Raw genomic sequence first — 23,729 nt, forward strand, 5'->3', positions numbered from 1 at the left:
CATTGGGGGATTTCGCGAGTGGGTGGCGGCGAGGGAGTCATGGCCGGTTCAGGGTGGTGATGAACTTGTAGCGGTCACCGCGGTAGATCGAGCGGACCCATTCGACCGGTTTGCCGTCGGCGGCGAAGGAGTGCCGGGACAGCAGCAGCATCGGCATCCCGACGTCCGCGCCGAGCAGCTCGGCCTCCTGCGGCCCGGCGAGCGCGGTCTCGATGGTCTCCTCGGCGCGTTCCATCTCCACGCCGTACTGCTCGCGGAGCACGGCGTAGAGCGAACCGCCCGCGGACACGTGCTTGCGCAGGCCGCGGAACCGGCCGAGCGGGAGGTGCGTGGTTTCCAGGGCCATCGGCTCGGCGTCGGCCAGGCGCAGGCGGCGCAGCCGCAGCACCTTGGCGCCGAGCCGGATGCCGAGCAGTTTCGCCAGCTCGCTTTCGGCCTGGAGTTCTTCGATCTCCAGGAGTTTGGAGGACGGTTCGCGGCCCTGCGCGCGCATGTCCTCGGTGTAGGAGGACAGCTGCAGGCGCTGCGCGAGTTTCGGCTCGGCGGCGAAGGTGCCCTTGCCCTGCACGCGGTGCAGGCGGCCCTCGGCGGTCAGATCGGCCAGTGCCTGGCGCACGGTGGTGCGGGAGACGGTGAACTCGGTGGCCAGCGCGCGTTCGGTCGGGATCGGCGATCCGGGTGGCAGCGCGTCGAGGAGATCGAGCAGGTGCTGCTTGAGCGCCCAGTACTTCGGCTCCCGCTGACCCCGCACGCCCGCGATGCCGCCGGCCTCGCCGCCGGTGGTTGTCTCCAACATGACCCGCTCCCTGCTTCCTCTCCCGCGTGCACCCGACAGCATGCCCGCTCCTGCGCCTTTCACATTCTCCGACACGGTTTCTTGATCGAAACGTGGTTGGCCGGGAGCGGAGGCGCTTTGCCATCGTCCCGGCCGAAAGTACCCTTCGCCAGGGAGCGACCGGCGGGTTAGCATTGGTCTAGACCTCCTGAAGGGAACCAGATGACCAGCAGCGAAGTACAGCCCGGTGCGCATATGGCCGCCGAGATCGCCGAGCAGCCCGCCGTCCTGGCCGGACTGGTCGAGCGCCGAGCCGAACTGGCGGCCGTCGCCGGCGCGATCGCCCAGCGCCCGCCGCGCTTCGCCCTGCTCGCGGCGCGCGGGTCGAGCGACCACGCGGCGCTCTACGCGAAGTACCTGATCGAGGTACTGCTCGGCCTGCCCGCCGGACTGGTCTCGCCGTCCACGGTGACGCTGTACGGCGCCCGGCCCGATCTTCGCGATGTGCTGCTCGTTTCGGTGAGCCAGAGTGGAGGTTCACCCGATCTAGTGGAATTCACCGAGACCGCCCGCAAGCAGGGCGCACTCACCGTAGCGGTGAGCAATACGGAGGGTTCCCCGCTCAACCAGGCCGCCGAGCTAGCCGTCGACATCGGCGCCGGCGCCGAGCAGGCGGTCGCGGCGACCAAGACCTACTCGGCCACCCTGCTCGCGCTCTACCTGCTGGTCGACGCGGTGCGCGGCGGGGACGCCGCGGACGCCCGGACCATCGGCGAACTCGCCCAGCGGACCCTCGACGGTTCGGCCGACGGCGTGCAGCGCGCGGTCGACCGCTACCGGTTCGTCGACCGGATCCTCACCACCGGCCGCGGCTACTCGTATGCGACCGCGCTCGAATCGTCGCTCAAACTCGCCGAGACCAGCTACCTGGCCGCCCGGGCGTACAGCGGCGCGGACCTGCTGCACGGTCCGGTCGCCGCGATCGACGAGGACACCGCGGTGCTCGCGGTCACCAGCGCGGGCCGCGGCGGCGCGGCGATGCACGACGTGCTCGACGCGGTCGCCGAACGCGGCGCGGACGTGCTCGCGGTCGGTTCCGCCGCCGGCGACGTGCCCGCCGCGCTGCGGATCCCGATCCCGGAGTCCGCCGAGGAGCTGGCGCCGGTGCTCGAGGTGCTCCCGGTGCAGCGGGTGGCGCTCGGCCTCGCGCTCGCCCGCGGCGGCGACCCGGACCGCCCGCGCGGCCTGAACAAGGTCACCAAGACGCGGTGAACCACGTCGTCGGCGTCGACGCCGGGGGCACGTCGACCAGGGCGCTCGTCGTCGCCGAGGACGGAACCGTGCTCGGCGTGGGGAAGTCCGGCGGCGCCAATCCCAACTCGCATCCGCCCGAGGCCGCCGCGTCCCGGATCGCCGAGGCCATCGCCGCCGCGCTCGGCGGGCTGCCGCGCGAGCGGACCCGGGCGTGCGTGGTCGGCATGGCCGGAGTGAGCAAACTCAGCGATCCCGCGATCGCCGCGGTGTTCGCCCGCGCCTGGGACGAACTCGCGCTGGGCGTCGAGGTGCACCCGGTCAGCGACGCGGAAATCGCGTTCGCCTCGGCCACTTCCGCCGCCGACGGCACCGTGCTGGTCGCCGGAACCGGGTCGATCGCGGGCCGGATCCGCAAGCGCCGCATGGTCTCCACGGCCGGTGGCTACGGCTGGCTGCTCGGCGACGAGGGCTCCGCGTTCTGGATCGGCCGCGAGGCCGTGCGCGCCGCGCTGGACGCGCTCACCGGCGGCGGCGAACTCGGCGAACTGGCCCGGAGCGTGCTCGCGGAGTCCGAAGTGGACGATGACCCGGCCGATCCGCTGCTCGTGCGGCGGCGGCTCATCACCGTGGTCAACGCCGAACCGCCGATCCGGCTCGCCCGCTTCGCGCCCCTGGTCAGCGCCGCCGACCGGACCGGCGACCCGGCGGCGCGGACGATCATCGAACGGGCCGCCGAAGCGCTCGCCGCGACCGCGCTCGCCACCCGCGAACCCGGCGAGGACACCCCGGTCGTCCTGGTCGGCAGCGTCCTCGGCGAGGACAGCCCGGTCGGGGCCGGGGTCCGCGAACGACTGGCCGGCCTGGACGTCCACCCGAGCGCCGACGGGGTGCTCGGCGCGGCCTGGCTCGCGGCGGTCGAGGCGTTCGGGGAAACGGCACGACGTGCTTCCTCTACCGGCTTTCCAGCGTTGCCCGCTGTCTGACCCACCCATTTGCGCGTACCGTAGAACCTGGCCCCCGGACCTCCCCCCTCGCCGGGGGCCACCTTCCGCGTGTTCGGCGGGGGAGCCTGGCGGCTCCCCCGCCTTCCCCGGGCCGTGTTTCGCTCTGGGGGCCGAGCCCCCAGACCCCCACGTTCCGAGTTCCTTGCGTTGGCGGGCGCTGGTCGCTTCGGAACTCGGACCAACGCCGGTTCCGGGCCCGCGCTTTGTCGGCTAGGTGCGGGGGTCTTCGGTGGCCTTCTTGGCTTCCGGGGAGAGGCGGAGGCCCGGGTGGCCGGCGGGGAGGGTTTTGTACAGGACCCAGCCGCTGACCGCGATGGTGAGCGCCTGCAGGGGCCAGGTCAGGATCAGGCGCGCGGCGGCCAGGGCCTCCACCTGGGCCGCCCAGTAGAGCGGGAGGTAGACGACCACGCGCAACACGTACTGGCCGGACCAGGTCAGGGTCGCCCAGGAGTACGAGCGCAGCAGCGCGGGATCGCGGCGCCACCGGGCCTTCTGGCCGAGCAGCAGGCCGACCACCACGCCCAGCAGCGGCCACCGGACCGCGACGCTCGCCGCCCACAGCAGCGCGCTGGCCACATTGGACAGCACCTGGATGAGGAAGAAGTCCTCCGCGCGCCCGGTGTGCAGCGCGATCAGCGCGGCGGCGATCACCATGGCCAGGCTCACCACCACCGCGCGGGCCTTGTCGCCGCGGGCCAGCCGGATGGCGCCCACCACCACGGCCACCGCGATCGCGGCGATCGAACCCCAGCGGATCGACTGGTCCGCGGCCAGCCAGCCGATCACGAACGCGGCCGGGGGCAGGCTCGCGTCCAGCGCGCCCTTGCGACCGCCGAGCACGCTGGCGAGTGACTCACGGGCGGGCGCGGTTTGCTCGGTCACCCCACCAGCCTGCCCGATAAACGCTCTCCGGTCAGCATCGCCCGAGACGTTCGCCACACGTGTGACCTCGGCCCGGTAAGGAAACCGCATGTCCCGATGTTAAGTCTCGGTAATAAGGGTGCGAGCATGACCGACTGAGGAAGAAACTATGACTTCCTACTGAACCGACGGTGGCGTAGGTCGGGACTGCGGGGGCATGCTCAAGTGTTGATCAGGGGAGCGCGACTTTTCCGCGAGCGCCGACGAAAGGGGATTCTGACGTGTTCGGCTATGACAGCTACGTGGCCATCGGTGACAGCTTCACCGAGGGTATGAACGACGAACTCCCCGACGGCACGTTTCGCGGCTGGGCGGACCGGCTGGCCGAGATGCTGGCCCGGGGACGCCCGGGATTCAGATACGCGAACCTCGCGCTGCGCGGGAAGATGCTCGCCGAGATCGTCGAGGAGCAGGTGCCGATCGCGCTGGACATCAAGCCCGATCTGGTCACGCTCTGTGCCGGGGGCAACGACATCATCGTTCCGGGCGCCGACGTGGACGCGTGCGCCGCGCAGTTCGAATCCGCGATCGCGGCGTTGCGCTCCGCCGGGATCCACGTGGTGATCTTCACCGGGCCGGACACGAAACAGCTTTCCCTGATGCACGTGCTGCGCGGAAAGGTGGGCATCTACAACGCGCACCTGTGGGCCATCGCGGACCGGCACGGCGCGCGGGTCGTCGACCTGTGGACCATGGACGTCCTGCACGACCGGCGGGCCTGGAGCGACGACCGCCTGCACTTCACCCCCGAGGCGCACCGGCGCATCGCGCTGCGCACCGCGGAGGTGCTCGGCCTGCCGGTCGAGGAGGACTGGCGCGAACCGTGGCCGGCCGACGGCGAGCAGAGCACCTGGCTCACCTCGCGCCGCTCGGACCTGACCTGGACCAAGATGCACCTGCTGCCGTGGATCCGGCGCCAGCTGCGCGGCGAGTCGATGGGTGACGGGCTGGCCCCGAAGCGCCCCGAACTCGCCCCGTTCCGCCCCGTCCAGCCGACGCAGGCCGAGGACCGCGCCGCCGCGAACTAGCCCCACTTCGCCCAAAACGGGTACACCGCACGATCCGGCTGGTTAAGGTGTGTCCGCATTGGACGGGGGCCAGGGCGGCGCGCCCCCGGCGAAGGCGGGGAGGCGGCCCGTGTCGACGAGACAGCAGCAGGACGACCCCGGCGCGACCTCGAGCTGGTGGGACGCGGTGACCTTCGCGGTCACCGACCTGGTGCCCGGCGAACGGCCCCCGCACCAGGTCAGCGGCGGCTTCGCGATGAGCAAGGACGAGATGCGCCAGCTCCTCGCGGACGCGAAAACCCTGCGCACGCTGATCGCCAAGCAGGGCAAGGCCGCCGAGCCGCTGCGCGGCATCGCCGCGCCGGGCCAGGATCCGGCCAGCCTGAAGTACACCGACGCGGCGAACAAGACCGGCAGCAACTACGTCGGCCACCTCGGGCTGCAGGGCGAGTACCTGGACAAGCTCATCGAGAAGCTGAGCAAGGCACTCGGCGTCACCACCGGTCACGACCGGAACGCCTCCGACGCGCTGCGGAAGATCGGGCAGGGCCTATGAGTTGGCTCGCCGATGACGGAACGTGGGATTCGCTCGAGGACTACCTCAAGAAGCTTGAGGCCGAGGGGCGGTTCATCCAGCCCGCCGACCTGCTGCGGATGATCCACGAGGGCGCCGGTCCGGCCACCCTGCAGCACGCGCGGCAGGTCGGGATCGACCAGGCCGACGAGCAGGCGGCGATCGAGGACGGTTCGCGCCGCCTGGCCACCAAACTCGAGGCCGCCTGGACCGGCAAGTCGGCGGACGTGGCGCGGGCGAACATCGAGCCGCTGGCCAAGGTCGCCGCGTCCGCTTCGCAAACCCTGCGCGCGAACTCCCTGGTGGTCGCCAAACAGGTGGAGGGGTTCGAAAAGCTCAAAGCCACGCTGCATCCGGGGGTGACCAACGAGGCGCCGGAGAAGGGCCTCTGGGATTCGGCGACCCCGTGGGAAACCGAAACCGAGCGGCGCATCGCCGAGCACAACCAGCAGGTGCGGGAGAACGGCGACGCCTACGCCGCGTACGTCGACCTGAGCAACCAGACCACCTCGGCGATGAACATGCGCTACGGCGACGTTCCGGGGTTCACCGACACCGACTACGGCATCAAGGATCCGGCCGATCCGCCGAAACCGCCGCCGGACAGGCCGTGGCCGCCGCAGCCGCCACCGAATCCGCCGCAGCCACCGCGCACGCCGAACCTCCCGCCGCCGACCCCGAACCTGCCGCCGCCGGATCGGCGTCCGCGGCCGCAGCTCCCGATCGGTCCCCCGAACCCGAAGGATCCGCGCAACCAGACCAACCCGAACGCCTACGTGCCACCGCCGCCCGCCCGGCTGTCGCCCGGTCCGGCGCCCGGGTTCGGCCCGAACGGCGGCGGCGCGGGCGGCGACTTCGGCGCGGGCACCTTCGGACCGGGCGGCGGTTACGTTCCATCCGGCGGGCTCGGCAGCGGCTCCGGTGGCGGTCCCGGCGCGGGCGGCCCGGGAAGCGGTGGCGCGGGCGGTCCCGGCCGTACCGGCAGCGCGCTGCCGGGCGGCGGCCCCGGCGCGCCGGGCCAGCCCGGTGCGGGCGGCGGCCCGGGTTCCGGGCGCGGCGCCCCCGGGATGGGCGGCGGCGGGATGGGCGGCGGCAAAGGTGGCCAGGGCGAGGAGGACGCCGAGCACCGCACCGCTTCCTACCTGCAGGAGAGCGATCCCGACGAGATCTTCGGCACCGACCAGCGCACCGCGCCGCCGGTCATCGGGGAGTGAGCGCGATGCTGGACAAACCCGTGGTGCTGCCGACCCTCGCGTTGCTCGCGGCGTGGCGCTGGGAGGGGCACGGTCCGCCGCATCCGGCCCTCACCGTGGACGAGGCCTGGGTGGACGAGGACTCCCGGCGCGAGCTCGACGACCGGATCATGGCCGCGCTGACCCGGGTCGGCCTGGCCCTGCGCGGCGGTCTCACCGGGCAGTTCCGGGACGTGCTCGCGGTGCTCGCGCACGCGGATCACGAGTGCTACGGCTGGATCGGCCGCCTGGACGCCGGGGACACCGGCGCGGTCCTGGCGGCCGGGGCGGGCCGGGACGCGATCCGGCTGATCCGCGACGACCGGCGGGTCCGGCTCGACCGCCTGCCCGCGCCCACGCTCGAGCGGAGCCTGGTGGACGCGTTGCCCCGGGTGCCCCCGGCGAGGATCGAGCCGATCACCGTGCCGAAATCCGCGTATTCACCCGGTGGCTCGTCGCCGCCCGGTCCGGGTGACCGGCTCGCCGAGCTGATGCGGGCGCGGCGCACCGGCCAGCACCCGCTGCACGCGGCGAAGCGGACCCGCGGCGGCGGCCGGGTCCGCGGTCCGCAGCTGACCGTGGTCGACGTCGCCGGCCAGGGCCGGGTGCTCACGTCCCTGGTGGAGTCGCCGGGCGCCGAACCGCGGATCACCTGCGTGCCCGGCACCCCGGAGGCGCTGGTCGGCGCACTCAACTCTCAGCAGGCCGCGCTCACCTGATCGTCGTACTCGACCACCTGATCGTGCGCGGTCTCTTCGGTCGCGATCCAGGTCACCCCGGCTTACAGTCCTGTCATGTCCGGTAGACGCGCCTGGATTCCGCTGGTGCCGTTCGCGCTGATGGCGACCGGCGTGCTCGCGGTGCTCGCCACCTGGCTGCTCTCCGGGAACCTGGAGTCCGACCTCGGCGACCGGTCGCGGGCGGCACTCGCCGCGGCCGGGGTCGGCGGCGGCGCGGTCTCGTTCGACGGACGCGACGCCACGTTGCGCGGCTTCCCCGCCGACCAGGCCGACCGGGCGGCCGAGGTGGTTCGCGGCGTCACCGGCGTCCGCGCGGCCGAGGCATCCGGCTCGATCCCGGCTCCGGAACCACCCGCCCCCGCGCCCGCACCGGCTCCCGCGCCTGTTCCCGCTCCGGCCGCGGTCGATCCCCCGCGGGATCTGCAGGCCGAGATCGACCGGGTGCTCGCCGAAGCGCCGATCACCTTCGAGCCCGACACGGACCAGCCGACCGAACAGGGCGTGCAAACCGTGCGGCGGATCGCCGATTTGATCCGCGACGCGCCCGCCGGAGCCACGTTCGAGGTCGGCGGCCACGTGGCCCGGGCGAAAGGCGAAGACACGGCGTCCCCCTCGGCTCGCGAGCTTTCCCAGGACCGCGCGGACGCGGTGAAGAAACTGCTCGTCGAGTTCCGCGTGCCCGCCGAACGCGTTGCCGCGAAGGGCTACGGCGACACCCGGCCGAACGCGAGCGGGGACGACCGCCGAGTCGAGATCAGGGTGAGGTGAGACCGGATGTTCTGGTTGTTCGGGCAGATCTGGCTGTGGCTGCTGATCGCGTTCACCTTGGGCGCGGCGCTGACCGGGTTCCTGCTCACCGCGGCCGGTCGCCGGCGCACCGCGCCGGTCGCCGCGGAACCCGAGGACACCCAACGGTTCACGGCCGCGCGGCGGTGGCCGGAGGAGCCGTCGCCCGACGAGCCTTACGACCAGGAAGCCGAGACCGGCTACGAAATCAAGTCCGGCGACCTCGGGCATCGCGAAGGAACCTTGCCCACCAACGAGATTCCGCGTGCGGAACTCGACGAGCCGCCGATCGCGAACGGCACGCCGCGGTGGCCGCGGGACGAGGACTGGCCGCCCGCCGAGCAGGAGCGCGTACCCGGCTCTGATAGGTTCGGCAACCGAACATGAGCGGGAGTCCAGGTTCCCGATTGTCCTAGGAGGCTGGATGCCGCTACCGCACTGGACCGCGGAGAACGTTCTCCCGCCAGGGCGGCACCCGGCTGACCTCGCGGACATCTACGAGCGGCTGGTTTTCGACGCCCCGCACGCGAACGAGCGCGAGATCCTCTTCAGCGCCTTGAACAGTCACCTCGGCATGGTCCGCCGCGTCATTCCCGCCGGGCGCGCGTGGATCGGCGGCGCGTTCGTCGAACGGACCGCGGCGGTGCCGACCGGGCTGGACGTGGTCCTCATCCCGGAGGACTGGGGAAATCTGAAACGGCTCACCGGCCCGGCCCGGGACGCGCTCTACGGGTTGCTCACGCTGCGCGGGGTGATCATCGGGCAGCCGGTGATGTACCTGGACCAGGTGCAGCCCGTCGGTGGCCTGCTCGACGGGTTCCTCTGTTTCCCGGGGGACGAGGACACCTGGGAGGCGACGTGGTCCGCGGTGGGCAACAACGTTGGCATGAAAGGGTTTCCGGAGGTCGCCTGGTGAGTTTTCGGCGGATCGCGGACGAGATCCCCGGCGGCACCTGGCTCGACGATCTGGCCAGGGCGTCGGCGATGGCCGCGCACACGAAGTTCGAACGGACCTGCCGTTCGCCGCTGCTGCGCGTGTCGGTGCTCGGGTCGACGCATCAGGACGCGTACACGTTCTCCGACATCGGCCGGGCGTTGCAGGACGCGACCGCGAAGATCGGGCACATCATCCGGAATCCGCAGGGTGAGGTCACCTACGTGCAGCCCGCGGACCGGGACAAGGCCCCGCTCATCCAGCGCGGGCAGGCGGGCAACACGCTGTTCTTCGGGTTCCCCGAACCGGCCCCGGACGACGCGCTGATCCACGACGGGATCGAGACGCTTTCCGAGCGCGCGGTCAAGGAGTTGTGCGACTTCCTCCCGGCCAACGGTTCGGACGACGGCGCGCTGGATGCCGTGCTGCTGCAACGGGAAACCGTGCGCAACGCGGTCAGCGACATCGTGAACGCGGTGACCAAGAATTCCGGGATCGGCCTGCAGCTCACCCCGACCTCGGGTGAGGAGGTCGCCCGGAGCATGACCACCGAACAGGCGAAGGTGCTGCACAGCAGCCTGCGGGAATCGCGCGAGGCGGTCGGCTACGAGACGGTGTCCGGGCGGCTGGACGGTATCCGCACGCGGCGGCGGATCTTCTACCTGGAACGCGAATCCGGCGGCACGATCCAGGGCGCGATGGCGCCGGACCTGCTGGACCAGATCAAGAACAACCTGGACCGCCCGGTCACCGCGCGTCTGCGGGTGGTCCGCACGACCACGATCGACGGCCGCCGCGGCCGCCCGGTGCACGAACTCCTGGAGATCACGCCCGAAGTCAGCCTCTTCGACCAGTAGCCTCTCCAGCCAGGCCGCCTTCTCACTCTGTGGGAAACTTGGAGCAAAGCTCCCTCGCTCCCGTTTAACCGGAGCAAAGGTCCCCCGCTGCCTTTCTGGGGCAGCAAACCTCCTTTCCTATTTTTGGGCGCGACCGGCGGGGTCACTCGAACGGGGTAATGCGTAACGTCCGCGCGGCCCCGGCAGACTCTGTGATCAACAGGGGAGGTGCGATGGCGCACACAGTCCGCCGATCGGCGGTGCTCACCCCGGCGATCGCGCTGGTCGCCGGGGCTTTCCTCGTGCTGGCCCCGACCTCACCCGCGCCCGCCGAACCCGCGACCGCCGAACCCGCACCGGCCGAGCCCGCGTCCTGCGAACCCGCCGCGGAGTTGGACCGGCGCCTCGGCGAACTCGGCCGGAACGGCTACGCCTGGGTCATCGCGTCGCAGCCGTTGCCGGGCAACCTCTACGGAGTCACGTCCATCGACGCCCGCACGGTCCGGATCGCGTCGAACGTGCCCTGCGAGCTGATCCCCAGCGTGGTGAACCACGAATGGGCGCACACCCAGCAGGGCTACCGGTACGGCACCGAAATCCGCACCCGGCGCGCCTTCGGTTCGGACGCCATGGAACGTGTCGCCGACTGCGCCTCCTGGCTGCTCGGTTCGACGTACACGCCCTACCTGACCCGGGACCGGAAATTGACCGGCCAGTGGTGCACGGGTTACGAACTCGCCTCCGCCCGGGACCTGATCGGCCGCGCCACGGCCACCTCGCGCGGCTGACGGCGCCACCCGGTCGGTCGTGCTCGAACTCGGCTGTTCCCCGCACGTCCGAGTCCACTGTGGATCATCTACGCCGGCCTCGGCCTTGTGCGCACTCGCCTCCGGTCCGTCACGGCCGCCCCGCTCCCCGGTGACGCGTTGTTCGGATCTCGGCGTTCGGCGTCGGCCCCTCGACACCGAACAACCCCGGCGCAGTACACAGGAAGTGAAGGCGCGTATCGGCACGTTCTGGGGGTGTGCCGATGCGTGCCTTCCCCGAGTTCGGCCAGATCGCAGGCACACGGCCGTCTGGTGCTCCCCCACTGCACCAGACGGCCGGCCTCCGGGTCCCCGCAGGGTTCCCCGATTCGCATCACGGACGCCCGCCCCTGGTTCCGTGAATGCGGCGCCGGCCGGTAGTCCCACCTCCCCCGGCGGACCCGGCCGACGCTGTCGGCGACATTACGCCGAACCGACCAAACGTCACTAAGAATCCGCTAAGCGCGAGCGGGGCTCAGCGTCTCCAGTTCGCCGCGCACCTCGTGCACCAGTTGCGGGCTGACCCGTTCGTGCAGTTCGAGGGAGCGCGCGAACTCCGCGCGGGCCCCGGCGACGTCGCCGCTCGCGCGCAGGGTGCGGCCGAGGAACAGCCGGGCGACGCCTTCCTGCAAGGTGAAATCCCTGGTCCGGGACAGTTCGATCGCCTGCCTCGCCCAGCGCTCGGCCTCGGCCAGGTCGCCGACGCCCAGGCACATCTCGGCCAGGTTGTTCAGCCCGCCGACCACGTAACTGTCGTCGCCGAGCTTCTGGTCGATCTCCAGCGCCGACCGCTGGTGCTCGATGGCCTCGGAATACCGGCCCGCCTGGCTTTCGGCCCACGCGCAGTTGTGCAACGCCTGGGTGTGCAGGCCCTCGTCGCCGATCCGGCTCGCGTCGGCCATCGCGCGCTGCTGCCAGGAAATCGCCTCGTCGTAGCGCTTCTCCTGGGCCAGCGCACAGCCGACGTGGATGGTCGCGGTCACCAGCAACCGGTCGTCACCCAGTTCGGTCGCGATCTCGAACGCGGCCTCGGCGTCGGCCAGGATGCCGTCGCTGACCTCGAACACCACGCGCACCGCGCAGCGGGAGATGCGCATCCAGAACTGGGCGAGCCGGTCGCCTGACTCCCGCGCGGCCGCCAGCCCGGTCTCGACCAGCGCGAACCAGTCGTCCCACAGCGGCCGGGCCAGCCGGTAGGTGTGCATCACCCGGGCCAGCCGCCACACGTCGTCGTGCCGCCCGGCCGCGCTCGCCTGCCCCAGCGTCGCCTGCAGGTTCGCCCACTCGTCGGCGAACCAGCTCAGCGCGTCGCCGACGCCGTCGAGTTCCGGCGCCTCGTCCCCGGCCAGCACCTCGGTGAAGTCCAGCTGGTCGACCGGGCGCAGCAGGCGCCGCCGCGCCCGGTCGGCCGCCGCCTGGTGGTACCGCACGCACCGGCCGAGCACGTCGGCCCGTTCCGGCCCGCTCAGCTCGCTTTCGGCCAGGTCGCGCGCATACAACCGGACGAGATCGTGCGCGGCGAACGAATCCCGCCGCGTCTCGGTCAGCAGGTGGTGGGCCGCGAGCACCCGCAGGCGGCGGCGCGCGTCCGCCACGTCCGTGTCGGCGAGCGCCGCGACCAGGTACGGCGAGAACGACGGGCAGTGCAGCGCGCCGAGCGACCGGAACGTCGTGGCCACATCGGCGGGCAGCCCGCGGAAGGACACGTCCAGGGCGGCCCGCACGCTGGTGTCCGCGCCGGCCACGTCCAGCGCGACCAGCCGGGTCCGCTCGTTCGCCAGCTCGCCCACCAGGTCCTCGGCAGTCCACTGTGGACTCGCCGCGAGCCGGGCCCCGGCGAGCCGCAGCGCGAGCGGCAGGTAGCCGCAGAGCTGGGCCAGCCGCCCGTGCTGATCGCCGGGGTCCTCCCCGGCGAGTTCGGAGATCAGCAGCTTCGCGTCCCGCGGCGGCAAGGTGTCCAACCGGTACACCTTGGCGGCGTTCGACACGGCCAGCCCGTCCAGCCGGGCGCGGCTGGTGACCACGGCCATCGAGCGTTGCCCCGGGGGCAACAGCGGCCGCACCTGGTCCGCCGATCGGGCGTCGTCGAGCAGCACCAGCACCCGGCGCTCGGCCAGCAGCGACCGGTACAGCGCGACCCGCTCGTCCGCGCGTTCGGGCAGCTCGGCCGGGGCCACGCCCAGCCCGAGCAGGAACTGGGTGAGCACGTCGGCCGCGGGCAGCGGCGGATGGTTCGGGTCGAACCCGCGCAGCGCGGCGAACAGCACGCCGTCCGGAAACCGCGCGGACGCGCGATGCGCCCAGGACACCACCAGCGCGGTCTTGCCGACCCCGGCGGTGCCGGTGACCACGCCGACCACCCCGGCGCCGAGTTCGGACCGGCCGAGCAGCCCGTCCAGCCAGTCCGTTTCGCGCCGCCGCCCGGACAGCACCGGCACCGCGGGCGGCAGCTGCGCCGGGACGAGATGCCCCACGCCGACCCGCGGCCCGGTCTCCGGCGCCGGGTCGCCCACCGGCGGCAGATCGTCGTTCAGCACGCGTTCGTGCAACGCGTGCAGTTCCGGCCCGGCGTCGATGCCGAGGGTGTCCGCCGCGTGCCGGGAGAACCGGCGGTACACGTCGAGCGCCTCGGCGCGGCGGCCGGAGTAGTACAGCGCCCGCATCAGCTGGCCGACGGTCCGCTCGGCGAGCGGGTTCTCCCGCACCATCGCGGTGAGCTCGGCGATCAGCTCCGCGTGCCGGCCCAGCGCGAGTTCGGCGTCCACCCGGGCGCCGTGCACGGCGAGCCGGAGGTCGTCGAGTTCGGGCGCGTGCATCGAATCGGGAACCCCGGCCAGCGCCGGGCCCTGCCACAAGGCGAACGCCTCGGCGAGCAGTTCGGCGCGTTTCTCCAGCGGTTCGCCGTCGGCCCGCTCCAGCAGCGCGCGGGCCCGGTGCACGTCGATCCGGCTCTCGTCCACGGTGAGCTGGTAGCCGGGCGCGGCGGTGCGGATCCGGACCGCGTCCGCGCCGTGCGCCTGGATCGAGCGCAGCACCCGGCGCAGATGGGAGACGTTGCCGTGCACGATGGTCCGGGCGGTGGCCGGGGGATCGTGGCCCCACAGCGCGTCGATCAGATCGTCCAGCGGGACGACCTTGTTGGCGTGCAGGGCGAGCAACGCCAGCAATCCGCGCACACTCGGGCCCCCGATCGGCACCGGACGCGCACCGATGAGCAACCGGACCGGCCCGAGCAGCTGAAAACGCAGTTCCGAGACGGAAACCGAGCCCGCGTCCCCTTCGTCCACGCCTGCCTCCCGCAAAGGAGCTCCCCGCCGGAGGCCCAACCTACCGTGAACGCAGTTCAACCGGGGCCGGTTCGCAACGGATTCAGCGGTCGGCAGGGTTTTCCCTAGAACTCCAGCGAACCGAGCAGTCGCGAAACTTCACCCAGATGACCTAGCCGGAGTAACGAGGTCGGGAACGAGTACGGCCCCGCACCATCAGTCCCGATCTGATGGTGCGGGGCCGCACTCGGTGATTGCCTCGACGAGCTCACCAGGGGGGCGGGTCCGCCGGACAGCGCTGCCAGCCGGCTACGCGGAACTCACCCCGAGCAAGGAGGACCCCGTGCTACCGATGACAACCTCGCCGCATCGCCGCGAACGCCGATGCGGTTGCGACAAAGTAACAGCACGCATCGAGTTGGCTACACCCACCCCTCCCACCTCAATCGCCCCGTACTCCGAACGGTCCATTCACGACGGTCACCCGGCCGACGCGCCGATCGAGCTACCGCACTTCGCGGGCGAAGTGCGGTACGGGCGCCACCGAAAACACGAAAGTGCTGCCACTTTCGGGGACGAGCCGAAGGTGGCAGCACTTTCCGCGGCTGATCGCTACCGCGTGATCGGGGTGAAGTCGCGGCTGCCGATGAAGGTCGGCCGGGGCTTCGCCGCGGCGAACGGCTCCACCAGCGCGTTCTCCACGCTGTTGAACACCAGGAAGATGTTCGACCGCGGATACGGCGTGATGTTGCTGCCGGAGCCGTGCATGATGTTCGAGTCGAACCACAGGGCCGACCCGGCCGGGCCGGTGAACTGGTCGATCCCGCACTCCGCCGCGAGCTTGGTGATCTCGTGCTCGCTCGGCACGCCGATCTCCTGCTCCTTCAGCGAACTCTTGTAGTTGTCCTCCGGGGTCTCGCCGACGCACTGGATGAACGTCCGCTGCGAACCCGGCATGACCATCAGCCCGCCGTTGAAGGCGTAGTTGTCGGTCAGCGCGATCGAGCAGCTGACCGCCCGCGGCGAAGGCATGCCGTCCTCGGCGTGCCAGGTCTCGAAATCGGAGTGCCAGTAGAAGCCGGTGCCCTTGAACCCCGGCATGTAGTTCACCCGGCTCTGGTGGATGTACACCTCCGAACCGAGGATCTGGCGCGCGCGGTCGAGAACCCGCGGGTCGCGCACGAGTTCACTGATCAACTCGCTGATCTTGTGCACCTCGAAGATCGACCGGACCTCGCCGAACTTCTTCTCGGTGATGACTCGCTCGTCGGCCTTGAGCTCCTCGTCCGAGGACAGCCGGACCAGCTCCTGCCAGTACGTCTGCACCTCGGCCGGGGACAGCAGGCCCTCCACGATGGAGTAACCCTTCGCGTCGTGCGACGCCAGGGTGGCCGCGTCGATCGGGCCGTCGGACTCGCTTCCCCACACCGTCGGGTCCGCGCGGTCGAGAGACTTCGCTTCCCCGGCGACGCGGGTCGGATAGCGGTCCTCGATCCGGGTGTCCATGAGCGTCAAGTTGCTCGCCTCCTCTGGCTTCCTCTGTTCAGTTGCCCCATTCGTTCCGTTACTTAAGGAGTCGTCAGCTCCGTGGTGGTGGTGAGAGCTACGCAGTCTGTTCGGCGTCTTCTTCGCGGACGAGCGGGTACACCCCGTTCTCGTCGTGCACCTCGCGGCCGGTCACCGGCGGGTTGAACACGCAGACGGTCCGCATGTCGGTCTTCGGGCGGACCTGGTGCTTGTCGTGCTCGTTGAGCAGGTACAGCGAACCCGGCTTGAGCTGGTGCGTCTCGCCGGTGGCCTTGTTGGTGATCTCGCCTTCGCCCTCGAAGACGAACACCGCCTCGATGTGGTTCGCGTACCAGAAATCGTTCACCGTGCCCGCGTAGAGCGTGGTCTCGTGCACCGAGAAACCCGCGCCCTCCTTGGCCAGGATGATCCGCTTGCTGCGCCAGTTCGGCGTCTTGATATCCGCCTCGGTGTCGGTGATCTCGTCGAGGGTGCGGACGATCAAGGTGTTCTCCTTACGGTTTCGATTATTTGCTGAGCACGGATCGCACGGACTCGCCGATGATCTCCAGCCCCTGCTCGACCTCGGCGTCGCTCACGGTCAGCGGGGGCAGGAGCTTCATGACCTCGCTGTCCGGACCCGAGGTCTCCATCAGCAGGCCGCGTTCGAAGGCGGCCTTGCAGACCTGTCCCGCGAGCTCACCGCTGGTGAACTCCAGACCGCGCGCCAGGCCGCGGCCCTTGGCGGTCAGCTCGGCGTCCGGGTAGCGCTCGACGATCTCGGTGAACGCGGCGCCGATCCGCTCGCCCTTGGCCCGGGTCGACTTCTCCAGTTCGTCGTCGCGCCAGTAGGTGCGCATGGCCTCGGTGGCGGTCACGAAGGCCGGGTTGATGCCGCGGAACGTGCCGTTGTGCTCGCCCGGCTCCCAGACGTCGAGGTCGGGCCGGATCAACGTCAGCGCGAGCGGCAGCCCGTAGCCGCCGATCGACTTCGACAGGCACACGATGTCCGGTTTGATCCCGGCGTCCTCGAAGCTGAAGAACGGGCCGGTGCGGCCGCACCCCATCTGGACGTCGTCGACGATCAGCAGGATCTCGTGCCGCTTGCACAGTTCGGCCAGGCCCTGCAGCCAGTCCAGCCCGGCCGCGTTGATGCCGCCCTCGCCCTGGACGGTCTCGACGATCACGGCGGCGGGCTCGTTCAGCCCGCTGCCGGAGTCCTCCAGCAGCCGCTCGAAGTACAGGAAGTCGGGGTAGGCGCCGTCGAAGTAGCGGTCGTACGGCATGGGCGTGGCGTGCACCAGCGGAATGCCCGCGCCGTGGCGCTTCATCGAGTTGCCGGTGACCGACAGCGCGCCCAGGGTCATGCCGTGGAACGCGTTGGTGAAGTTGATGACCGACTCCTTGCCGGTCACCTTCCGCGCCAGCTTCAGCGCGGCCTCCACGGCGTTCGCCCCGCCGGGCCCGGGGAAGATCACCTTGTAGTCCAGGTCGCGGGGCTTGAGGAGGACGTCGTTCAGCGTCTCCAGGAAGTCCCGCTTGGCCACGGTGTACATGTCCAGGGCGTGGGTGACGCCGTCCCGCGAGATGTAGTCGATCAGCGCCTTCTTCAGCACCGGGTTGTTGTGGCCGTAGTTCAGCGCCCCGGCGCCCGCGAAGAAGTCGAGGTACGCGGTGCCGTCCTCGGCGAACAGCTGGCTGCCCACGGCGCGGTCGAACACCACCGGCCAGCCTCGGCTGTAGCTCCGAACTTCCGACTCGAGCGTTTCGAAAATGCTCACTGTAATTCCGTCTCCTGCTCGTCCCCAGGTCGTCCTTGATAGTTAATTAACGCTCGCCGCCGACAAATTTCCTTACTATTGAGGATGCAACGCGCCGATGCGGTACAAGTCCTCCGGTTGGTGTTGCTCGCCATCGTCCGGAAAGTCGGAGGGTGCGAACAAATCATATCGGGACAGCTCCGCGTCCCACCTTGTGGCAAATGAGCTGAAGAGCTTGATCGATGCCTTGTTGTCTGGCGTAATGGTCGTCTCGAGGTAGCGGATCCCACGCGCGGTCGCCCTGGCGAACAACTCGTCCAAGAGGGATCCGGCCAGGCCACGACCCCGCTGCGAGGTGTCCACGGCCACCTGCCAGACCAGCAGCGTGTCCGGCGCGCTCGGCTTGACATAGCCGATCACGAATCCGACAGCTTCCCCGTCCACTCTCGCCACAACTGATGTATCGGCGAAATCTCGACACCACAACAGATACGCATAGGGCGAGTTGAGATCCAGCTTCTTCGAATCCCGCGCGATTTGCCAGAGCGCGGCGCCATCCCCCTTCGCGGGGGATTCGATCACCACGTCAGAGGCTGTTTCCGCGTCGCCGTTGGCACGCTCAAAGTGCTTTCCGGACATGTCTATCGAACCTAACAGATGACATTTTGGGTTGCAGTTGAACGCGTCGACGGCAGGCGAGCTACCAGGGGCGATGGAAAAATGTATGTGACAATCCCAACAGTAACGTTTCATTCAGGTTACTCATGGGGTAAGATGCCCAGCCCGCCACACCCCCGCTCTGCTGGGCGCATCCTTCCGCCCTGACCAGCGCGGAGGCCGGCTATTTGCCACAAGATAGTGGGAGCCACCACGAATTGCGAGATGTCATCACCTCGAACAACCCGTTCAGCCGCAGTCGCGCTGCGTGATCAAGACGGCGGCACTACGCTGCGCCACCTCGTCGGCGTCGCCGTCCACACGAGATACGGATAAATCGGACATTCAGCCCGCGCGCACGATTCAGCACACCCGCGCGAGCCGGACCCCTTGACAATTCCGGCGAGGGAGAATTCCTCACAAAATTCGGCGAGTTCGCGGTTACCCGGTTTCGAAACTCCAGCCATCGGCCTTGACGCGAACCGAATGGGCCACCTCGCCGACCGAAAGGCCATCCGTGTCGACACACAGGTCGCCGATCCCGGCGCGCTCCAGTTCTTCCGCTTCCCGGTTCGCCTCTTCGGCGAATTCCCGCAGGTAGTCGGCACTCCGCCCGTTCAGTGCATCACCCGGAATCGGCGGCCCGCCCCCTTGGCCGCGCAGCAGGACCCGCTCGGTCAACTGGTCCCGCCCGGCGCGGAGGCGGCACAACGTCAGCGCCGTCCCGGGTAGCGCGCCGGTGTAGGCCCGCACCGCGTCGCGGTCGGCGACCTGGCCGGACACGACCAGGCGGCGGGCTCCCGCCGCGCGGAAGGTCGGCCACAGCGCACCCAGGTTGCGGGCCTTGAGCCGGTGGTTGCCCGGATCGTCGTCCGCGGCGGGCCCGCGGAAGCCGAGCTGCGCGAGATCCACGTACGCGGCCGCGATGCCCGACCGGACGACCTCGGTGAAGATCTCCCAGGCGACGACCGATTTGCCGACGCACGGAGGACCGCACAGCCACAGCACCGGCGCGGGGTTCACGCGACCACCGGCCAGCCGGTCCGTTCGCGCACGCGACGCGCGACCTCGGCGGCGGACAGCCCGCCGGTGTCGACGCACAGATCGGCGAAGTCACCGCGCTCCAAGGCTTCCGCGTCGCGAACGGAGTCATCTGCCAGGTGGGTGAGCCATCCCCGCCGGAGGATCCGCTCCCGGAGTTCGGGATGCCCCACGCGCAACCGGCACAACGTCCACGCGGTGCCCGCGGTCGAATCGGCATAGATGCGCACGGCCTCGGGCGATTCCAGGATCCCGGACACGATCAGGCACCGAGCCCCCGCGGACCGGAAGTTGGGCCACACCGCACCGAGATTCCGCGCCTTGACGCGATGATTGGGCGGATCGTCGTCCGGTACGGGGAAACTCAGGCCGAGCTGATCGGCGTCCAGGTAACCGGCCTGGACGCCTTCCCGGCCGAGCTGGGTGTAGATCTCCCAGCCCACCGTCGATTTGCCCACACCGGACGGACCGCACAGCCACAGCAGGGGGAAAGGACCGGCACCCATCGGCGCGAGCGTAGTGAGCCGCGGCTGGGCACGGCCATCGAATTATTCGAGGGGCGAGCACGGTGAACGAGAACGCGGAGCGGACGTTACTGTGCCGTCATGACGAACACACGTTCGAGTGAGATCGCCGAAGCGGTGGACCGTTCGTGGCCGCGCGAACGGGCCGACGACGAGCTGCGGCTGGGCTGGGAGTTCCTGAACTTCCTCCGGATCACCGCGGTGAACAAGGTCGCCGGGCTGACCCGCGAGCAGGCCGCGGCGACCCCGTTCCCCGCGTCGCCGCATATGAACGCCCTGGGTGTGCTCAAGCATCTGACCGCGGTCGAGCGCTGGTGGTTCTCCATCGTGGCCGGTGGCCTGGACATCCCCGATCTGTGGCTGGACGCCGACGACCACGACGCCCTGTTCAAACTCCGCGACGAGGACACCCCGACCGCGGTCGTGGCCGCCTACCGGGCGGAATGGCCGCGCTCCCAAGAGGCGATCGCGGGGATGGCGGCGAGTGACCGGGTCCGGCGCGCGGGCGAGGACAAGACCGTGCGCTGGATCCTGACCCATCTGATCCAGGAGACCGCGCGGCACGTCGGCCACCTCGACGTGCTCCGCGAATTCGCCGACGGCCAGGTCGGCGAATGACTCACGCGGCGAAGTGCTCGAGCACCAGGACCTGGGCCTCGCCGACCGCGAACCCGAGCAGCGCGCCGGTGGCGATCAGGATCCATTCGTCCTGCTGGAAAGCGGGGCGGAGCAGGCCCTCGAACTCCTCGGGCTCGAGTTCCTTCATCTTGGTCACCAGCAGGTTGCGGATGTCCATCGCGTCTTCGGCGTAGTCCTCGATGTACCGCATGGTCTCCGGCAGCCGCTCCATGATCTTGCGCGAGATGCTGAGCTTCATCTCCTGGTAGCGCTTGCTGCCCACGGCGAACACCAGCAGCGGTTTCGCCACGCTCGCGTGCTTGCTCAGCTCGTCGTCCACCTGGCGCTGGATGAGCACGAGCACCTTGTCCGACAACGGGCCGCGCAGCACCGCCTCGATCACGTTGCGCGGGGTGATGATCTCCTGCGCGATCAGCGAGCCGTAGGCGTCGGACACCTCGGCGCGGCGCTTGAGGAACAGGCCCTGCCATTCGAACAACCCGAAGTACCGCACCGGCTGCTTCGGATGGAAGATCATCTTCAGCGCCAGCCAGTCGGTGAACCAGCCGGTGAACAACCCGAACAGCGGCATGATCAGCGGGATCTTGAACAGCACCCAGGCCACCATCTGGACGATCCCGATCAGGCCGCCGAAGAAGATGCCCGAGCGCGCGATGAACTGGAACTCCTTGCGCCCCGCCTCCAGGAAGATCCGGTTCAGCAGCGCCTTGTCCTTGACCAGGCTGGTGACCACCATGTCCTTGAGGTCGAAGACGCTGTCCACGTCCTCCTTCATCGCGTCCAGCACCGCGGCGACCATCTTCGGCGACTCCGCCTGGACCCGGCGGATCACCAGGCGCTGCACGCTGCCGGGCAAGGATTCCCACAGCCCCGGCTGGTAGTGCGCGGCGACGTCCCGGACGATCTCCTCGGCCGCGGTGAGCAGGGGTTTCTCGATCTCCTTGGCGATCCGGCCGGCGTCCAGCCGGTTCAGCACGTCGGCCGGTTTCACCAGCTGGCGGGTCATCGTGTCGCACGCGATGCTCGCCATCCGGGCCGCCCGTTTCGGCACGATCCCCTGCCAGCCGAACGGCTTCACGCCGACGAAGTCCAGGGGGTGGAACATCATCCGGATGGCGACGAGCTTGGTGACGTACCCGATCAGCGCCGCGACGAGCGGGATGGAGACGTAGAGCGCCCAGTGCTGCCCGAAATCGTCGAGGAGCGCACCCATGACCACCCCGTCTCACCAGAACGAGTGACCATGGTCACACGATCGGGCGAGACCCGCATCCGGATCTCCCCCGGGCGGAGGGGCTCAGGGCTGTCCCGCGGGATCGCAGGCGGCCCAGAACTGGGCGCCGAGCCGCGAGACCCGCACGCTGCGCCGGACGAACTTGGCGCGTTTCACCGAATTCTCCGCCTCGCGGACGGTGTCGTCGGTCAGCAGGATCTCGTACTGGGTCTCCAGCGCGGGCACTTCCTCGTCGACGTCGGCGAGCCCGAGCCCGAGCAGCCGGGTGACGTAGCTGGGCACCTGGTCGAGCAGCGAGACGCCCGCGGACTTGCCGACCGTGGACGCGTTGCGCAGCACGAACCGGCCCGCCCCGCCCAGCGCGTTGCGCTCCGCGACGTCGATCAGCGGGAACGGGGCGCCGTCGGACAGCGCGGACAGGATGCGCGCCTCGTCCGGGGTGAGCTGGCGCAGGATGATCGCGAACAGGTACTCGCGCGACTGCTCGCGGCCGAACCCGATGGACCGGTTGAGCAGCTCGCCCATCGCCGCGCGCAGGGGTTCGGGGGCGCCGACGACGGCGACCGCGTCCTTGCCCGGTTCGGCGCCGTTCGGATGCATCGTGGACGCGGCGCTCAGGGCGACCAGGTACGGATCGTCGACCTCGTCCAGCCGCTTCTTGAGCTCGCCGAGCACGGTGCGTTCGAGCTGGCGCAGACCGCGTTCGGCGGTGTCGATGCCGGGCAGCCGCTTGGACAGCGAGTACCCGGTGCGCGCGGCCCAGCCGGCGAACCGGCCCGCGCGCTGCACGAGACCGGGGTCGCCGTTCCCGGATCCGGGGTCGATCAGTCGATCTTGGGTGCCCACGGCCAGCTCCTTCTCGCGTTCGGCGTAATGCTAACCGCCAGTAGGCGGCCCGGCACCGCCGCGCTCAGTCTCTGGTGAAGATGCGGTCGAGGTTGTAGTCGACCACGGCCAGCACGTCGTCGACCGTGCGTTGCCCCAACAGGATCTCGGTGGTCAGCCCGGCCGGGATGGCCAGCAGGGTGTCCGCCTCCCGCGCGAGGTCGAGCCCAGGGGCCAGCTGTCCCTTTCCGCGCGCGTCCTCGAGCAGCATGACGAACAGCTCCTCCAGCGTCGGGCTCGCCGGTTGCCGGAACGCCTCGGCGAGTTCCGGATCCCCGAGCGCGCGGACGAAGTAGGCGATGTGCACCAGGGTCGTGGTCCGCGACTCCTCGTCGGCCGGGAGCATGCCGGACAGGATTCCGCGCAGGATCCCGCGCAGATCGGGCGCACCGGCCTCGGCGATCTGCTGCTGGACGCGGCGCTCCTGCCGCTCGTTCAGCGATTTCAGCGCGCCGAGCAGCAGGTCGTTGCGAGTGCCGAAGTAGTACTGCACGAGCCGGGTGGACACGCCCGCCTCGGCGGCGACCTGCCGCAGCGTCACGTCCTCCAGGCCGCGGTCGCGCGCGATGCGCCACACGGCCTCGGCGATCTGCGCGCGCCGCTGCTCGTGGTCGACCCTCTTCGGCATCCCGGTCCCTCCCGCGACGGCATGTCTACCACCGCGAGTTTTTATGATACGATCGAAACATAAAAGCTCACGGGGAGGGACGTTCATGGGCACCACTCGGAAGCCGACCGCCGCGGAGGCGATCGGCGGCCTGCTGATGATTCAGGGGGCCATTTCGCTGTTCAACCGGCTCACCACGGAGCACGACGGTGGTTTGCTGGCACTGGTCGACAAGTTCGTGTTCCACACGTCGTGGTGGGCCGGGATGATCTGCATCCTGATCGGCCTCGGCGTGATCATCTTCTTCGAGCAGCGCGCCAAGCGGCGCTCCCGGAGCGAGGTCGACGCTTAGCGCTTGCCGCGGGCCTTGCGCAGCCGGAGGAGCCACGCGGCCCAGATCAGGGAGACCAGCAGCGCGCCCGCCACCGCGGCGAACAGCATCGCGACGGCCAGCGGCATGCTGCCGGTCAGCCCGAGGAAGTGCATGGTCGCGGTGTCCAGGTTCTGCAGGATGAAGATCAGCAGCAGGACCAGCACCACCAGCGCGACGACGACGACCGACACCCAGGAACCGCTGCCCCGCGCCCGTTTCACCTTCACCGGCTTCTTGTCCACAGTGGATGGTGGCGGATCCGGGTCGGCGGCGTGCCGCGGCGGGTTCACCCCGCCGTCCTGCGCATGTGTCATGCCTGAATTCTCACCCCGGCGCCGCCTTCGTGCTGGGCCCACCGCCCGGACGGG

Annotated in this window: 26 protein-coding genes; 13 read left to right on the forward strand and 13 right to left on the reverse strand. The window is 70.1% G+C overall.

Features of this window, described 5'->3' with window-relative positions; translation table 11 throughout:
• Positions 1 to 37 precede the first annotated feature (37 nt).
• A complete protein-coding gene (locus FXO23_RS07420; RefSeq protein ID WP_158882155.1) occupies positions 38 to 796 on the reverse strand; it encodes a GntR family transcriptional regulator in 759 nt (252 codons plus the stop codon).
• A gap of 201 nt (positions 797 to 997) precedes the next feature.
• On the opposite strand from FXO23_RS07420, the gene FXO23_RS07425 reads away from it, so the two are divergent.
• Both FXO23_RS07425 and FXO23_RS07430 read left to right on the forward strand, forming a co-directional pair.
• Positions 998 to 2,047 (forward strand): SIS domain-containing protein, encoded by a 1,050-nt coding sequence (locus FXO23_RS07425; RefSeq protein WP_246256998.1) that lies wholly within the window; start codon positions 998 to 1,000, stop codon positions 2,045 to 2,047.
• Positions 2,044 to 3,012 carry an N-acetylglucosamine kinase gene (locus tag FXO23_RS07430; RefSeq protein ID WP_158882157.1) on the forward strand — a complete coding sequence of 323 codons (969 nt, stop codon included), beginning with the start codon at positions 2,044 to 2,046 and terminating at the stop codon, positions 3,010 to 3,012. The genes FXO23_RS07425 and FXO23_RS07430 overlap by 4 nt, the downstream gene beginning before the upstream one ends.
• 231 nt (positions 3,013 to 3,243) lie before the next feature.
• On the opposite strand, the gene FXO23_RS07435 is transcribed toward FXO23_RS07430, so the two are convergent.
• Positions 3,244 to 3,915 (reverse strand): DUF3159 domain-containing protein, encoded by a 672-nt coding sequence (locus FXO23_RS07435; RefSeq protein WP_158882159.1) that lies wholly within the window; start codon positions 3,913 to 3,915, stop codon positions 3,244 to 3,246.
• A gap of 260 nt (positions 3,916 to 4,175) precedes the next feature.
• On the opposite strand from FXO23_RS07435, the gene FXO23_RS07440 reads away from it, so the two are divergent.
• The 9 genes from FXO23_RS07440 to FXO23_RS07480 all read left to right on the forward strand — a co-directional run bounded on the left by FXO23_RS07440 (position 4,176) and on the right by FXO23_RS07480 (position 10,851).
• On the forward strand, positions 4,176 to 4,982 hold the full coding sequence (locus FXO23_RS07440; RefSeq protein WP_158882161.1) for an SGNH/GDSL hydrolase family protein: 807 nt from the start codon (positions 4,176 to 4,178) through the stop codon (positions 4,980 to 4,982).
• A gap of 109 nt (positions 4,983 to 5,091) precedes the next feature.
• Entirely contained in the window at positions 5,092 to 5,517 is a 426-nt protein-coding gene (locus tag FXO23_RS07445; RefSeq protein ID WP_158882163.1) for a hypothetical protein, read from the forward strand.
• Entirely contained in the window at positions 5,514 to 6,749 is a 1,236-nt protein-coding gene (locus FXO23_RS07450) for a hypothetical protein (protein ID WP_158882164.1), read from the forward strand. Before FXO23_RS07445 ends, FXO23_RS07450 begins: the two co-directional genes overlap by 4 nt.
• Positions 6,750 to 6,754: 5 nt before the next feature.
• Positions 6,755 to 7,486 (forward strand): ESX secretion-associated protein EspG, encoded by a 732-nt coding sequence (locus FXO23_RS07455; RefSeq protein ID WP_158882166.1) that lies wholly within the window; start codon positions 6,755 to 6,757, stop codon positions 7,484 to 7,486.
• Positions 7,487 to 7,561: 75 nt separating this feature from the next.
• The gene (locus tag FXO23_RS07460) at positions 7,562 to 8,275 is read left to right on the forward strand and encodes an OmpA family protein (RefSeq protein ID WP_158882168.1); all 714 of its coding nucleotides are present in this window, start codon (positions 7,562 to 7,564) and stop codon (positions 8,273 to 8,275) included.
• A 6-nt stretch (positions 8,276 to 8,281) separates the two neighbouring features.
• Positions 8,282 to 8,680: a hypothetical protein gene (locus tag FXO23_RS07465; protein WP_158882170.1), complete on the forward strand. Its 399-nt coding sequence runs from the start codon at positions 8,282 to 8,284 to the stop codon at positions 8,678 to 8,680.
• A 37-nt stretch (positions 8,681 to 8,717) separates the two neighbouring features.
• Entirely contained in the window at positions 8,718 to 9,209 is a 492-nt protein-coding gene (locus tag FXO23_RS07470) for a DUF6932 family protein (protein WP_158882172.1), read from the forward strand.
• Positions 9,203 to 10,084, forward strand: coding sequence for a hypothetical protein (locus FXO23_RS07475; RefSeq protein WP_158882463.1), 882 nt, complete (start codon positions 9,203 to 9,205; stop codon positions 10,082 to 10,084). The genes FXO23_RS07470 and FXO23_RS07475 overlap by 7 nt, the downstream gene beginning before the upstream one ends.
• A gap of 212 nt (positions 10,085 to 10,296) precedes the next feature.
• Positions 10,297 to 10,851, forward strand: coding sequence for a hypothetical protein (locus FXO23_RS07480; protein ID WP_158882174.1), 555 nt, complete (start codon positions 10,297 to 10,299; stop codon positions 10,849 to 10,851).
• Positions 10,852 to 11,327: 476 nt separating this feature from the next.
• On the opposite strand, the gene FXO23_RS07485 is transcribed toward FXO23_RS07480, so the two are convergent.
• From FXO23_RS07485 to FXO23_RS07515, 7 genes are all read right to left on the reverse strand, one after another.
• Positions 11,328 to 14,156 carry an AfsR/SARP family transcriptional regulator gene (locus FXO23_RS07485; protein ID WP_158882176.1) on the reverse strand — a complete coding sequence of 943 codons (2,829 nt, stop codon included), beginning with the start codon at positions 14,154 to 14,156 and terminating at the stop codon, positions 11,328 to 11,330.
• A 591-nt stretch (positions 14,157 to 14,747) separates the two neighbouring features.
• Positions 14,748 to 15,641: an ectoine hydroxylase gene (thpD, locus tag FXO23_RS07490; RefSeq protein WP_425484849.1), complete on the reverse strand. Its 894-nt coding sequence runs from the start codon at positions 15,639 to 15,641 to the stop codon at positions 14,748 to 14,750.
• A 97-nt stretch (positions 15,642 to 15,738) separates the two neighbouring features.
• Positions 15,739 to 16,146 (reverse strand): ectoine synthase, encoded by a 408-nt coding sequence (locus FXO23_RS07495; protein WP_158882180.1) that lies wholly within the window; start codon positions 16,144 to 16,146, stop codon positions 15,739 to 15,741.
• Between the two features lie 22 nt (positions 16,147 to 16,168).
• On the reverse strand, positions 16,169 to 17,422 hold the full coding sequence (gene ectB / locus FXO23_RS07500) for a diaminobutyrate--2-oxoglutarate transaminase (RefSeq protein WP_158882182.1): 1,254 nt from the start codon (positions 17,420 to 17,422) through the stop codon (positions 16,169 to 16,171).
• 75 nt (positions 17,423 to 17,497) lie between these two features.
• Positions 17,498 to 18,040, reverse strand: coding sequence for a diaminobutyrate acetyltransferase (gene ectA, locus FXO23_RS07505; RefSeq protein WP_158882184.1), 543 nt, complete (start codon positions 18,038 to 18,040; stop codon positions 17,498 to 17,500).
• 459 nt (positions 18,041 to 18,499) lie between these two features.
• Complete coding sequence (locus FXO23_RS07510) at positions 18,500 to 19,081, reverse strand: hypothetical protein (protein WP_158882187.1); 582 nt, start codon at positions 19,079 to 19,081, stop codon at positions 18,500 to 18,502.
• Positions 19,078 to 19,605: an AAA family ATPase gene (locus tag FXO23_RS07515; protein ID WP_158882189.1), complete on the reverse strand. Its 528-nt coding sequence runs from the start codon at positions 19,603 to 19,605 to the stop codon at positions 19,078 to 19,080. The genes FXO23_RS07510 and FXO23_RS07515 overlap by 4 nt, the downstream gene beginning before the upstream one ends.
• 99 nt (positions 19,606 to 19,704) lie before the next feature.
• Here FXO23_RS07515 and FXO23_RS07520 point away from each other — a divergent pair, with 99 nt between their 5' ends.
• A complete protein-coding gene (locus FXO23_RS07520) occupies positions 19,705 to 20,241 on the forward strand; it encodes a DinB family protein (RefSeq protein WP_158882191.1) in 537 nt (178 codons plus the stop codon).
• 1 nt (position 20,242) lies between these two features.
• Here FXO23_RS07520 and FXO23_RS07525 read toward each other — a convergent pair whose 3' ends face one another.
• From FXO23_RS07525 to FXO23_RS07535, 3 genes are all read right to left on the reverse strand, one after another.
• Complete coding sequence (locus FXO23_RS07525; protein WP_158882193.1) at positions 20,243 to 21,475, reverse strand: DUF445 domain-containing protein; 1,233 nt, start codon at positions 21,473 to 21,475, stop codon at positions 20,243 to 20,245.
• An 84-nt stretch (positions 21,476 to 21,559) separates the two neighbouring features.
• Positions 21,560 to 22,342: an Abi-alpha family protein gene (locus FXO23_RS07530; RefSeq protein WP_158882195.1), complete on the reverse strand. Its 783-nt coding sequence runs from the start codon at positions 22,340 to 22,342 to the stop codon at positions 21,560 to 21,562.
• A gap of 64 nt (positions 22,343 to 22,406) precedes the next feature.
• Complete coding sequence (locus FXO23_RS07535; RefSeq protein WP_158882197.1) at positions 22,407 to 23,009, reverse strand: TetR/AcrR family transcriptional regulator; 603 nt, start codon at positions 23,007 to 23,009, stop codon at positions 22,407 to 22,409.
• An 85-nt stretch (positions 23,010 to 23,094) separates the two neighbouring features.
• Between FXO23_RS07535 and FXO23_RS07540 the strand changes: the two genes are divergently transcribed.
• Positions 23,095 to 23,340 (forward strand): hypothetical protein, encoded by a 246-nt coding sequence (locus FXO23_RS07540; RefSeq protein WP_158882199.1) that lies wholly within the window; start codon positions 23,095 to 23,097, stop codon positions 23,338 to 23,340.
• Here FXO23_RS07540 and FXO23_RS07545 read toward each other — a convergent pair.
• Positions 23,337 to 23,675 carry a LapA family protein gene (locus FXO23_RS07545; protein ID WP_246256999.1) on the reverse strand — a complete coding sequence of 113 codons (339 nt, stop codon included), beginning with the start codon at positions 23,673 to 23,675 and terminating at the stop codon, positions 23,337 to 23,339. The two genes, FXO23_RS07540 and FXO23_RS07545, sit on opposite strands and share 4 nt — an antisense overlap.
• Positions 23,676 to 23,729: the final 54 nt, after the last annotated feature.

Source organism: Amycolatopsis anabasis, assembly GCF_009765355.1.
GTDB lineage: Bacteria > Actinomycetota > Actinomycetes > Mycobacteriales > Pseudonocardiaceae > Amycolatopsis > Amycolatopsis anabasis.